Source organism: Klebsiella sp. CN_Kp113 (assembly GCF_040064585.1).
In the GTDB taxonomy this organism is placed as follows: Bacteria; Pseudomonadota; Gammaproteobacteria; order Enterobacterales; family Enterobacteriaceae; genus Klebsiella; species Klebsiella michiganensis.
In genome coordinates this window covers 106623-118281 of the sequence record NZ_JBEAID010000034.1, presented here as the reverse complement: position 1 = coordinate 118281, position 11659 = coordinate 106623, and the positions used below count along the sequence as shown (strand labels likewise).

Genomic DNA, 11659 nt, shown 5'->3' with positions numbered 1-11659 from the left:
GAAAACCAGTATTATCAACGGCTCGGAAGTGTCTAGATTATCCGTGGCGATTCAAGTATTCCAATGAAAGGGCTGTCAAAACGTGGCAGCTATAATCATCTTACTGACTCAATGGAATTTAAATATTTCAACGGTCAAACAGAAATCAGTGAATCAACCTATAAGCTACTTGCTTCAGGTAAACCAACTGTGAAGCCAGCTAAAGCGGTCACCACGTATAAGGTGAAGCCTAAGCCATCGTTTGAGCAGAAAAGGGATGCAGCCTTGAAAGAGGCTATTAAACAGATGGTAAGCGGGGGCTGATAAATGGAAGATACGATTAACGAACCAATTACCTATTACGACTCTAACGGCTGTCTAATCATCGGGGCTAACCTTATCGGTAAGATTCACCCTCAGTTAATGGATAAGCTGTTTCGCCGTTCAAACGATGGCAGCCCCTGTTGCCAGCAAGCACGAATCACCAGCTACTTAGAAGGACTCTTAAATGGCTAATACTTTCACTAACTCCGATAAGCCGTGTATTCATTGCGGCTCACTTATCCGTTATGTCTCATCGGGTAGTTGTGTGGACTGTTCAAAGACACGTAGACAGCCGCCTAAGCCTAAACCACAGATAGCACGTGTAACCGCTTCAGCAGCCGTTGCACCGTTCCACTCTGAGGGTGGAGACAACCGAAATAACATCATTGTGAAGCTGTCTGATAAGGCTCTTAACCGTCTTGATGAGATTGGTTACTCGTTGGTTAAGAAGTACCGTTTAGCAGGTCACACGCAAGAACGAATCCGAATGATTGCCCTGTCTCATCTGATTGAAGCCGCTTAATACCCCCGCTACAAATCCCATCTTTTTAGTGTATCAATAGAAAGGTCTCTTCAGGATCACGCGGTTGACGTTTCGCTGATGCAGCCCGCGATTGAGCTGCTGTTCCGCTTCCTCTTTGGCGAAAAACTCCGGATGCCTTACCTCAACGCCGTAGCTGAATTCGCGCGGCAGGCTGTCGAGGAACTGCCAGAGCGCGGGAAGATCCCGAGGGCCGAACGTGGCCGGCAGCTGCAGCCAGTATTGACCAATGCGCGATGACAGCGGCGCCAGGCGGGTGAAAAACTCGTGGCTTAAGTCGTCGCAGTTGCGCAGCGATGCCTGGTGCGAAATGGTGGCCGGAAACTTGAAGCAGAAGCGAAAATCATCGTGGGTTTGTTCATACCAGCGGCTGACAATCTCAGCTTTTGGTAAAGCGTACAGGGTCGTGTTGCCCTCCACGCAGTTAAAATGGCGGGCATACTCTTCAAGGCTGGTGATACCCAGGCGCACCCACTTCGGGTGCGCCCATTGGGGAAGCCCAATATAGATCATAACGCGGCAAGTACCTCCTCGGTACTGCGCACGCGGGCAATACGCGGGAAGATGTGCGTCATGCTGCCCTGATGCTGTTCAGCCGTTGCTGCGCTGCAGGCGTCTTCAACGAGAATCAGATTGAAGCCCAGCTCCCAGGCGTTGCGCGCCGTCGATTCGACGCCAATATTGGTTGAGATACCGCACAGGATAATCGTATCGATACCGCGACGGCGAAGCTGCAGCTCCAGGTCGGTGCCGTAAAAGGCTCCCCACTGGCGTTTGGTGACTTCGATGTCGCTCTCCTGTTTTTCCAGCGCCAGGGGATAGGTCCACCAGTTTTCCGGTAGCGTATGGGCTCCTGCCTGGGCATCGACAGGCTGCTTCAGCGCTTCGGCGAAATCCGCCGACCAGCCAACGCGAACCATGACCACCGGGGAACCCTGCTGGCGGCACTTTTTGGCCAGACTCGCGGCGCGCTCAACCACGTCGTCAGCCCGATGCGGGCCGCCGGCAAACGGTAAAATGCCTTCCTGCAGGTCTATAACCACCAGCGCGGTTTTTTTTGCATTGAGTTCTAACATGATATCCCCGTATCTTCTTCTGTTGTCAGGTCGCTACAATACCGTTGCCGATCTCGCCCGAGGGTAACAAATTTTGTTAATTTTTGTGAGTACAAGCAATAAGCGCGCAGCAAAGCAACGCTGCGCGCTGCGCCGGGCTTATCGTGCGCCATAATTTCCAGTATAATAGCCGCCTTTTTTCATTCAGTTGTGACATCAGCTAAAGCTGCGACCTCGTCGCCTGCAAGACAGGCAACAATCCGCCTGCGGCTAAGTTAAGGGATATCTCATGCGTACAGAATATTGCGGGCAGCTTCGTCTGTCCCACGTAGGGCAGCAAGTGACTCTGTGTGGTTGGGTCAACCGTCGTCGTGATCTCGGTAGCCTTATCTTTATCGATATGCGTGACCGCGAAGGCATCGTACAGGTGTTTTTCGATCCGGATCGTGCCGACGCATTAAAGCTGGCCTCTGAACTGCGTAATGAGTTCTGCATCCAGGTCACCGGTACCGTGCGCGCGCGTGACGAAAAAAACATCAATAGCGATATGGCCACCGGCGCCATCGAAGTGCTGGCATCGGATCTGACGATTATCAACCGCGCTGAAGCGCTGCCGCTGGACTCCAACCACGTCAATACCGAAGAAGCGCGTCTGAAATATCGCTACCTGGATCTGCGTCGTCCGGAAATGGCGCAGCGCCTGAAGACCCGTGCGAAAATCACCAGCCTGGTGCGCCGCTTTATGGATGACCACGGTTTCCTCGACATCGAAACGCCGATGCTGACCAAAGCCACGCCGGAAGGCGCGCGCGACTACCTGGTCCCATCCCGCGTGCATAAAGGGAAATTCTACGCGCTGCCGCAGTCTCCACAGCTGTTCAAGCAGCTGCTGATGATGTCCGGTTTTGACCGCTACTATCAGATCGTTAAATGCTTCCGCGACGAAGACCTGCGTGCCGACCGTCAGCCGGAATTTACCCAGATCGATGTGGAAACCTCCTTCATGACCGCCGGGCAGGTGCGCGAAGTCATGGAAGCGCTGGTGCGCAACCTGTGGCAGGAAGTGAAGGGCGTGGATCTGGGCGATTTCCCGATCATGACCTTCGCCGAAGCCGAGCGCCGCTACGGTTCTGACAAACCAGACCTGCGTAACCCGATGGAGCTGGTGGACGTCGCCGATCTGGTGAAAGCGGTGGAATTCGCCGTCTTCGCCGGCCCGGCTAACGACGCCAAAGGGCGCGTTGCCGCGCTGCGCGTACCGGGCGGCGCTGCGCTGACCCGTAAGCAAATCGACGAATACGGTAAGTTTGTCCAGATCTACGGCGCGAAAGGGCTGGCCTATATTAAAGTAACCGAGCGGGCGAAAGGCCTTGAAGGCATCAACAGCCCGGTGGCTAAATTCCTTAACGCCGACATCGTTGAAGCGATCCTTGAGCGCACCGGCGCGCAGGATGGCGATATGATCTTCTTCGGCGCGGATAACAAAAAAGTGGTCGCCGACGCGCTGGGCGCGCTGCGTCTGAAGCTGGGCAAAGACCTGAACCTGACCGACGAAGACAAATGGGCGCCGCTGTGGGTTATCGACTTCCCGATGTTTGAAGACGACGGCGAAGGCGGCCTGACCGCGATGCACCATCCGTTCACCTCGCCGAAAGACATGTCCGCCGCAGAGCTGAAAGCCGCGCCGGAAGACGCGGTGGCCAACGCCTACGATATGGTCATCAACGGCTATGAAGTGGGCGGCGGTTCCGTGCGTATTCACAGCGGTGAGATGCAGCAGACCGTGTTCGGCATCCTGGGCATTAACGAGCAGGAGCAGCGCGAGAAGTTTGGCTTCCTGCTGGACGCGCTGAAATACGGCACCCCGCCGCACGCGGGCCTGGCTTTTGGCCTCGACCGTTTGACCATGCTGCTGACCGGTACCGATAATATCCGTGACGTTATCGCCTTCCCGAAAACGACCGCAGCCGCTTGCCTGATGACCGAAGCGCCAAGCTTCGCTAACCCGGCATCGCTGAGCGAACTCGGTATTCAGGTGGTGGCGAAAGAGGCAAAAGAGTCTCTGGAGAATAAGTAAGATGTCATTCAAGCTCCCCGTTTCCGTACTGGTGGTGATTTACGCCGAAGATACGAAGCGGGTGCTGATGTTGCAGCGGCGCGACGATCCCGCGTTCTGGCAGTCGGTTACCGGCAGCCTGGAAGAGGGAGAAACCGCGCCGCAGGCTGCCGCGCGTGAAGTTATGGAAGAGGTCGCCATCGATGTTGCCTGCGAGCAGCTGGCTTTGGTTGATTGTCAGCGTACGGTAGAATTCGAGATATTTTCTCATTTACGTCATCGCTATGCGCCGGGCGTTGAGCGCAATACGGAGTTTTGGTTCCGTCTTGCGCTCCCCCATGAACGCCAGATTGTCTTTACGGAACATCTGGACTATCGCTGGGTTGACGCGGCGGAAGCCGCCACGTTGACCAAGTCCTGGAGCAACCGGCAGGCGATTGAAGAATTTGTAATTAACGCCGCCTGAAAGGGCGCGCTTTTTTTTGGAGAGTTTTTTATGGCAGGTCATAGTAAATGGGCCAACACCAAGCACCGCAAAGCGGCACAGGATGCCAAGCGCGGTAAGATCTTTACGAAAATTATTCGCGAGCTGGTCACCGCCGCGCGTCTGGGCGGCGGCGATGCGGGCTCTAACCCGCGTCTGCGCGCGGCAATCGACAAAGCGCTGAGCAACAACATGACCCGCGACACCCTGAACCGCGCTATCGCGCGCGGCGTCGGCGGCGATGATGATGCGAACATGGAAACCATCATCTATGAAGGTTACGGTCCTGGCGGCACGGCGGTAATGGTTGAATGTCTGTCCGACAACCGCAACCGTACCGTGGCGGAAGTACGTCATGCCTTCACCAAAACCGGCGGTAACCTGGGGACCGACGGTTCCGTTTCCTACCTGTTCAGCAAAAAAGGCGTTATCTCCTTCGAGAAAGGCGACGAAGATGCGATCATGGAAGCGGCGCTGGAAGCGGGCGCGGAAGACGTTGTGACCTATGACGACGGCGCGATTGACGTTTATACCGCCTGGGAAGAGATGGGCGCGGTACGCGATGCGCTGGAAGCCGCCGGCCTGAAAGCGGACGCCGCTGAAGTCTCGATGATCCCGTCAACCAAAGCGGATATGGACGCGGAAACTGCGCCGAAACTGCTGCGACTGATCGATATGCTGGAAGATTGCGACGACGTGCAGGAAGTTTATCACAACGGCGAGATCTCTGATGAGGTCGCCGCAACGCTCTAATGTTGCCGACCGTTAAACCACTAACCGGAGGCGCGTGATGGCCATTATTCTCGGCATTGACCCGGGGTCGCGCGTCACTGGTTATGGCGTCATCCGCCAGGTTGGACGCCAGCTGAGCTACCTCGGCAGCGGCTGTATTCGCACGAAAGTGGATGATTTACCGTCTCGCCTGAAGCTTATCTATGCGGGCGTGACGGAAATTATCACCCAGTTCCAGCCGGACTACTTCGCCATCGAACAAGTGTTTATGGCAAAGAACGCCGACTCGGCGCTGAAGCTCGGCCAGGCGCGCGGCGTGGCGATTGTCGCGGCGACGAATCAGGACCTACCGGTCTTTGAGTACGCCGCCAGGCAGGTAAAGCAGACCGTTGTCGGCATCGGCAGCGCGGAAAAGAGCCAGGTGCAGCACATGGTGCGCACGTTGCTTAAGCTGCCGGCTAACCCGCAGGCGGATGCGGCAGATGCTTTAGCCATCGCCATCACCCATTGCCACGTCAGCCAGAACGCGGCTCAGATCGGCGAAAGCCGCCTGAACCTGGCGCGCGGACGCTTACGATAACCTGAAATCAGGCTGGATATCTATCCAGCCTTTTTTTATGATACCGCATTAGACTTTCGGCCCTTAATCCAGGAGCTCCATGTGATAGGCAGACTCAGAGGCATCATTCTCGAAAAACAACCCCCGCTGGTTTTACTTGAAACGGGAGGCGTAGGCTATGAGGTTCATCTGCCGATGACCTGCTTCTATGAGCTGCCGGACGTGGGTAAAGAGGCGATCATTTTCACCCACTTTATCGTCCGTGAAGATGCACAGCTGCTGTATGGCTTTAACAACAAGCAGGAGCGCACGCTGTTTAAAGAGCTGATTAAAACCAACGGCGTCGGTCCGAAGCTGGCGCTGGCGATCCTTTCCGGCATGTCGGCGCAGCAGTTTGTCAATGCCGTTGAGCGCGAGGAGCTGGCGGCGCTGGTGAAGCTGCCGGGTATCGGCAAGAAAACCGCGGAACGCCTGATTGTCGAGATGAAAGACCGCTTCAAAGGACTACACGGCGATCTGTTCACGCCGGCAGCGGATCTGGTCCTGACGTCGCCGGCCGGCCCGTCTGACGATGATGCTGAACAGGAAGCGGTTGCCGCGCTGGTGGCGCTGGGCTATAAACCTCAGGAGGCCAGCCGGATGGTCAGCAAAATCGTACGCCCGGATGCCAACAGTGAAACGCTAATTCGCGAAGCGCTCCGCGCCGCGTTGTGAGGTAAGGGATGATTGAAGCAGACAGGCTGGTATCGGCGGACAGCAGCGGTTTTGAAGAGGCGGCCGATCGCGCAATTCGTCCTAAATTGCTGCAAGAGTACGTGGGCCAGCCGCACGTCCGTTCGCAAATGGAGATCTTTATCCAGGCGGCGAAGCTGCGCGGCGACGCGCTCGATCACCTGCTGATTTTTGGCCCGCCGGGGCTGGGGAAAACCACCCTGGCAAACATCGTCGCCAACGAGATGGGCGTTAACCTGCGCACCACCTCCGGCCCGGTGCTGGAGAAGGCGGGCGATCTGGCGGCGATGCTGACCAATCTTGAGCCCCACGACGTTCTGTTTATCGACGAGATCCACCGCCTGTCGCCGGTGGTCGAAGAAGTCCTGTATCCGGCAATGGAAGATTATCAGCTGGATATCATGATTGGCGAAGGGCCCGCGGCGCGTTCAATAAAAATCGATCTGCCGCCGTTTACCCTGATTGGCGCGACGACTCGCGCCGGCTCGCTGACATCACCGCTGCGCGACCGTTTTGGCATCGTTCAGCGCCTGGAGTTCTACCAGATCCCGGACCTGCAGCATATTGTCAGCCGCAGCGCCCGCTATATGGGACTGGAGATGAGCGAAGAGGGGGCTCTGGAGGTCGCGCGCCGCGCGCGCGGTACGCCGCGAATCGCCAACCGCCTGCTGCGCAGGGTGCGTGACTTTGCCGAGGTTCGCTACGACGGGCGTATCTCTGAGGAGATTGCCGCTCAGGCGCTGGATATGCTCAACGTGGATGCGGAAGGCTTTGATTATATGGACCGTAAGCTGCTGCTGGCGGTCATCGATAAATTCTTTGGCGGGCCGGTCGGCCTGGATAACCTGGCGGCGGCCATCGGTGAAGAGCGGGAAACCATTGAAGACGTGCTGGAGCCGTATCTGATCCAGCAGGGCTTTTTACAGCGTACGCCGCGCGGGCGAATGGCGACGGTACGGGCCTGGACCCACTTCGGCATTACGCCGCCGGAAATGCCGTAATCGTTGTCCGGCTATAAAACGGCAGACTGCAGAGGCCAGTAGCCCGGCTAAGGCGTTCACGCCGCAAGCCGGGACATCAAACCGCAATACCGCTTCAGCTATTTCCCCGGCTTGCGCTCCGCTTAGCCGGGCTACAACGTCCGCAGACGGCCGTGAGCCCAATGGCGGCGGGCGCATAAGCGTCAGGCGGCCGGTTTCTTGCTCATGCTGAAAATAAACAGCAGCGCGGCGCACAGCACCACGGAAGGCCCCGCCGGCGTGTCGTAGAACGCCGAGAAGGTCAATCCTCCGGTAACCGCAATCATTCCCACGCCAACCGCCACTCCCGCCATTTGCTCCGGCGTACGGGCAAAGCGGCGGGCCGTTGCGGCGGGAATAATCAACAGCGACGTGATAATCAGCGCCCCGACGAACTTCATCGCCACGCCGATGGTCAGCGCGGTCACCAGCATCAATAGCAGCTTGACCCGCTGAAGCTTAACGCCATCAACAAACGCCAGGTCCGGGCTAATGGTCATCGACAGCAGGTTGCGCCATTGCCAGAGCAGGATCGCCAGCACGATAACCACGCCAATCGCAATGGAGATCAAATCTTCCGGCGTCACCGCCAGCAGATCGCCGAACAGATAGGCCATCAGATCGACGCGCACGTTTGACATCAGGCTGACCACCACCAGGCCCAGCGACAGCGCGCTGTGCGCCATGATGCCGAGTAGCGTGTCTACCGCCAGGTGGGGGCGTTTCTCCAGCCACACCAGGCCGCCCGCCAGCAGCAGCGTCACCGCGATGACCGCATAGAACGGATTGACGTTGAGCAGTAAACCAAAAGCCACGCCGAGCAGAGAGGCGTGGGCCAGGGTATCGCCGAAGTAGGACATCCGGCGCCAGACGACGAACGATCCCAGCGGACCCGCCGCACAGGCGAGCATCATTCCGGCCAGCCAGCCGGGGAGCAGTAATTCAATCATTAACGGTCATTTCCCCGACGCAGTACAATCCGCCCCTGCAGGTCGTGGCGGTGGTTATGATGATGGCGATAGATCCCTAGCTGTTCCGCGCCGCGCTGGCCGAACATCGAGATAAATTCCGGGTGCATAGAGACCACTTCCGGCGCGCCGGAGCAGCAAATATGCTGATTCAGGCACAGCACTTCGTCGGTTTTGGCCATCACCAGATGCAGGTCATGAGAAACCATCAGTACGGCGCAATCAAGCTCCTGGCGCAGCTGGTTAATCAGATCGTAAAGCGCCACCTGGCCGTTGACGTCAACGCCCTGCGTCGGCTCGTCGAGCACCAGCAGCTGCGGCTGATTGAGCAGCGCCCGTGCCAGCAGTACCCGCTGGGTTTCTCCGCCGGAAAGCTTCTGCATAGGGGCGTCGATCAGATGCCCGGCCTGCACGCGCTTAAGCGCTGGCAGAATGTCGCGTTTGTGCGTTCCCGGACGTAAAAGCATAAAGCGGCTGACGGTCAGCGGCAGGGTAGCATCAAGGTGCAGCTTTTGCGGCACATAGCCGATCCGCAGATGCCCGTCGCGTTTGATAATCCCTTCCGAGGGTGCTACCAGCCCCAGAACCACTCTCACGAGGGTCGATTTACCGGCGCCGTTTGGCCCCAGTAAGGTTAAAATTTTGCCCGGCTTTAGCGTTAGCGAAATGTCAGACAGCACGCGCCTTTGGCCATAAACGACCGCGACGTTTTCCAGAGTTACAAGATTTGTCATATCAAATTAGAGGTTGCACAAGCCAGTTAATGTTATAATATCACATCTTTCTCATTCTATACGATGATTAGACGCATTATGTTACATAAAAATACGCTTCTTTGCGCTGGACTTAGCGCCGCTTTTTTGTTCGCCCATGCGCCGTTGGCCAGCGCCGCGGTTGTCACTTCCCTTAAGCCACTGGGCTTTATCGCTTCCGCTATCGCCGATGGGGTGACACAGACGCAGGTACTGCTGCCGGACGGGGCCTCGGAGCATGACTATTCGCTGCGGCCATCGGATGCAAAACGCTTACAGAACGCAGACTTAGTGGTCTGGATTGGTCCAGAGATGGAGGCGTTTATGGATAAGTCAACGCAAAGCATTGCGCCAAACAAAAAGGTGACGATTGCCGAGCTTGACGGCGTGAAACCGTTACTCATGAAAGGCACCGACGACGACGACGACCATCACGGTCATGACCATGGCGCCGGGGAAAATAGTGACGACGATCACCATCACGGCATCTATAACATGCATCTGTGGCTTTCCCCAGAGATAGCGCGCCTTTCGGCGGTTGCAATCCACGATAAATTATTGGAACTTATGCCGCAGAGTCGAGCCAAACTTGACGCCAACCTGAAGGATTTTGAGGCAAAATTAGCCGCAACCGACAAGCAGGTTGGGACCGAGCTGGCACCGCTGAAAGGGAAGGGATATTTCGTTTTTCATGACGCCTACGGCTACTTTGAAAAACATTACGGTTTGACCCCTCTGGGCCATTTTACTGTCAACCCTGAAATCCAGCCTGGTGCGCAGCGTTTACACGAAATCAGAACACAGCTGGTTGAGCAAAAAGCAACTTGCGTTTTTGCTGAGCCACAGTTCAGGCCAGCGGTCATCGAAGCTGTTGCCAGGGGAACGTCCGTGCGCATGGGAACCCTGGATCCACTTGGAATCGGAATTAAGCTGGGTAAAGAGAGTTACCCGCAATTCCTGAGCCAGATGGCGAATCAGTATTCAAGCTGCCTGAAAGGAGAATAACGAGGAAGTGAATACGTGCAACAGATAGCCCGCGCTGTCACTCAGGCATTTAACAATCTGCCACGACCTCACCGCGTTATGCTGGGGTCGCTTAGCGTTCTTACATTAGCGGTCGCCGTCTGGCGGCCTTACATTTACCACCATCCTGAATCCACCCCCATCACCAGAACCATCGAGCTGGAACAAAGCGAAATTCGTTCGCTGCTGCCAGAAGCTTCGGAACCCATCGATCAGGCGCCTCAGGAAGAAGAGGCTATCCCTCAGGACGAGCTGGATGACAAGGCGGATAGCGATTCCGGTGGCCACGAATATGTGGTCTCGACCGGCGATACGCTTAGCAGCATTCTTAATCAGTACGGCATTGATATGGGCGATATCGCCCGGCTCTCCTCGGTGGATAAAGAGCTGCGTAATCTGAAAATTGGTCAACAGCTCTCCTGGACCCTGACGGCGGACGGTGACCTGCAAAGCCTGACCTGGGAGATGTCGCGCCGCGAAACCCGCACCTACGATCGGGTTGCAAACGGTTTCAAAATGAGCAGCGAGCTGCAAAAAGGCGACTGGGTCAATAGCGTACTGAAAGGTACCGTAGGCGGCAGCTTCGTCGCCAGCGCTCGCGATGCCGGCCTGACCAGTACCGAAATCAGCGCGGTGATCAAAGCCATGCAGTGGCAGATGGACTTCCGTAAGCTGAAAAAAGGCGATGAATTCTCCGTGCTGATGTCGCGTGAAATGCTCGACGGTAAGCGCGAGCAAAGCCAGCTGCTTGGCGTGCGCCTGCGCTCGGAGGGTAAAGACTATTACGCGATCCGCGCTGAGGATGGCAAATTCTACGACCGCAACGGTACCGGCCTGGCGAAGGGGTTCCTGCGCTTCCCGACCGCACGTCAGTTCCGCGTCTCTTCGAACTTTAACCCGCGTCGTCTGAACCCGGTGACCGGCCGCGTCGCGCCGCATCGTGGCGTCGATTTTGCGATGCCGCAGGGTACGCCGGTGCTGTCGGTAGGGGATGGCGAAGTGGTGGTGGCTAAACGTAGCGGTGCGGCAGGTTATTACGTCGCCGTCCGTCATGGTCGCACCTATACCACCCGCTATATGCACCTGCGTAAGCTGCTGGTCAAACCCGGGCAGAAGGTGAAACGCGGCGATCGTATTGCGCTGTCGGGCAACACCGGGCGTTCTACCGGTCCGCATCTGCATTATGAAGTGTGGATCAACCAGCAGGCGGTCAACCCGCTAACGGCGAAACTGCCGCGTACGGAAGGGCTCAGCGGTTCCGACCGTACCGATTATCTGGCGCAGGCAAAACAGGTGATTCCGCAGCTGCGGTTTGACTAACCTTCCGTCAGTTAAAGCCGGTGCCCGCTGCGCGCCGGCTTTTTCTTTTGTACGTTACTCAACGTATCGCTAAACTAACCCATTATCTTTATTGAGCGGAAATTCTGCGGATTGG

The 11659-nt window shown here is 56.8% G+C and carries 14 protein-coding genes and 1 pseudogene; 11 read left to right on the top strand and 4 right to left on the bottom strand.

Going from position 1 to position 11659, the window contains the following annotated elements:
• Window positions 1–63 precede the first annotated feature (63 nt).
• Genes ABLV30_RS22455 through ABLV30_RS22445 form a run of 3 tightly spaced genes read left to right on the top strand, consistent with a single transcriptional unit; the run spans window position 64 to window position 826 of the window.
• The gene (locus ABLV30_RS22455) at window positions 64–303 is read left to right on the top strand and encodes a hypothetical protein (RefSeq protein WP_348865675.1); all 240 of its coding nucleotides are present in this window, start codon (window positions 64–66) and stop codon (window positions 301–303) included.
• A gap of 3 nt (window positions 304–306) precedes the next feature.
• On the top strand, window positions 307–495 hold the full coding sequence (locus ABLV30_RS22450) for a hypothetical protein (protein ID WP_201994192.1): 189 nt from the start codon (window positions 307–309) through the stop codon (window positions 493–495).
• Window positions 488–826 (top strand): hypothetical protein, encoded by a 339-nt coding sequence (locus ABLV30_RS22445; protein ID WP_201994191.1) that lies wholly within the window; start codon window positions 488–490, stop codon window positions 824–826. Before ABLV30_RS22450 ends, ABLV30_RS22445 begins: the two co-directional genes overlap by 8 nt.
• A 51-nt stretch (window positions 827–877) precedes the next feature.
• Here ABLV30_RS22445 and ABLV30_RS22440 read toward each other — a convergent pair.
• Window positions 878–1357 (bottom strand): annotated as a pseudogene (locus tag ABLV30_RS22440) (DUF72 domain-containing protein); the annotation flags it as partial.
• Window positions 1354–1920 carry a hydrolase gene (locus ABLV30_RS22435; RefSeq protein WP_009652068.1) on the bottom strand — a complete coding sequence of 189 codons (567 nt, stop codon included), beginning with the start codon at window positions 1918–1920 and terminating at the stop codon, window positions 1354–1356. The pseudogene ABLV30_RS22440 and the gene ABLV30_RS22435, both read right to left, overlap by 4 nt.
• 268 nt (window positions 1921–2188) lie before the next feature.
• Between ABLV30_RS22435 and aspS the strand changes: the two genes are divergently transcribed.
• The 6 genes from aspS to ruvB all read left to right on the top strand — a co-directional run bounded on the left by aspS (window position 2189) and on the right by ruvB (window position 7463).
• Window positions 2189–3976: an aspartate--tRNA ligase gene (aspS, locus tag ABLV30_RS22430; protein ID WP_004852140.1), complete on the top strand. Its 1788-nt coding sequence runs from the start codon at window positions 2189–2191 to the stop codon at window positions 3974–3976.
• A 1-nt stretch (window position 3977) separates the two neighbouring features.
• On the top strand, window positions 3978–4421 hold the full coding sequence (nudB, locus tag ABLV30_RS22425) for a dihydroneopterin triphosphate diphosphatase (RefSeq protein WP_004852138.1): 444 nt from the start codon (window positions 3978–3980) through the stop codon (window positions 4419–4421).
• Window positions 4422–4451: 30 nt separating this feature from the next.
• Complete coding sequence (locus ABLV30_RS22420; RefSeq protein ID WP_004122063.1) at window positions 4452–5192, top strand: YebC/PmpR family DNA-binding transcriptional regulator; 741 nt, start codon at window positions 4452–4454, stop codon at window positions 5190–5192.
• A gap of 37 nt (window positions 5193–5229) precedes the next feature.
• On the top strand, window positions 5230–5751 hold the full coding sequence (gene ruvC, locus ABLV30_RS22415; RefSeq protein WP_014229855.1) for a crossover junction endodeoxyribonuclease RuvC: 522 nt from the start codon (window positions 5230–5232) through the stop codon (window positions 5749–5751).
• Window positions 5752–5832: 81 nt separating this feature from the next.
• Window positions 5833–6444, top strand: a complete 612-nt coding sequence (gene ruvA, locus ABLV30_RS22410; protein ID WP_004103390.1) for a Holliday junction branch migration protein RuvA — start codon at window positions 5833–5835, stop codon at window positions 6442–6444.
• 8 nt (window positions 6445–6452) lie between these two features.
• Entirely contained in the window at window positions 6453–7463 is a 1011-nt protein-coding gene (gene ruvB / locus ABLV30_RS22405) for a Holliday junction branch migration DNA helicase RuvB (protein WP_004852130.1), read from the top strand.
• A gap of 182 nt (window positions 7464–7645) precedes the next feature.
• On the opposite strand, the gene znuB is transcribed toward ruvB, so the two are convergent.
• Window positions 7646–8431: a zinc ABC transporter permease subunit ZnuB gene (znuB, locus tag ABLV30_RS22400; protein WP_014229854.1), complete on the bottom strand. Its 786-nt coding sequence runs from the start codon at window positions 8429–8431 to the stop codon at window positions 7646–7648.
• Window positions 8431–9183 carry a zinc ABC transporter ATP-binding protein ZnuC gene (gene znuC, locus ABLV30_RS22395; protein ID WP_014229853.1) on the bottom strand — a complete coding sequence of 251 codons (753 nt, stop codon included), beginning with the start codon at window positions 9181–9183 and terminating at the stop codon, window positions 8431–8433. Before znuC ends, znuB begins: the two co-directional genes overlap by 1 nt.
• Before the next feature lie 78 nt (window positions 9184–9261).
• Between znuC and znuA the strand changes: the two genes are divergently transcribed.
• Together znuA and mepM are read left to right on the top strand one after the other, a co-directional pair.
• Complete coding sequence (znuA, locus tag ABLV30_RS22390) at window positions 9262–10206, top strand: zinc ABC transporter substrate-binding protein ZnuA (RefSeq protein ID WP_004852123.1); 945 nt, start codon at window positions 9262–9264, stop codon at window positions 10204–10206.
• Between the two features lie 15 nt (window positions 10207–10221).
• Window positions 10222–11544, top strand: a complete 1323-nt coding sequence (gene mepM, locus ABLV30_RS22385; protein WP_004852121.1) for a murein DD-endopeptidase MepM — start codon at window positions 10222–10224, stop codon at window positions 11542–11544.
• The last annotated feature ends 115 nt before the right edge of the window (window positions 11545–11659 follow it).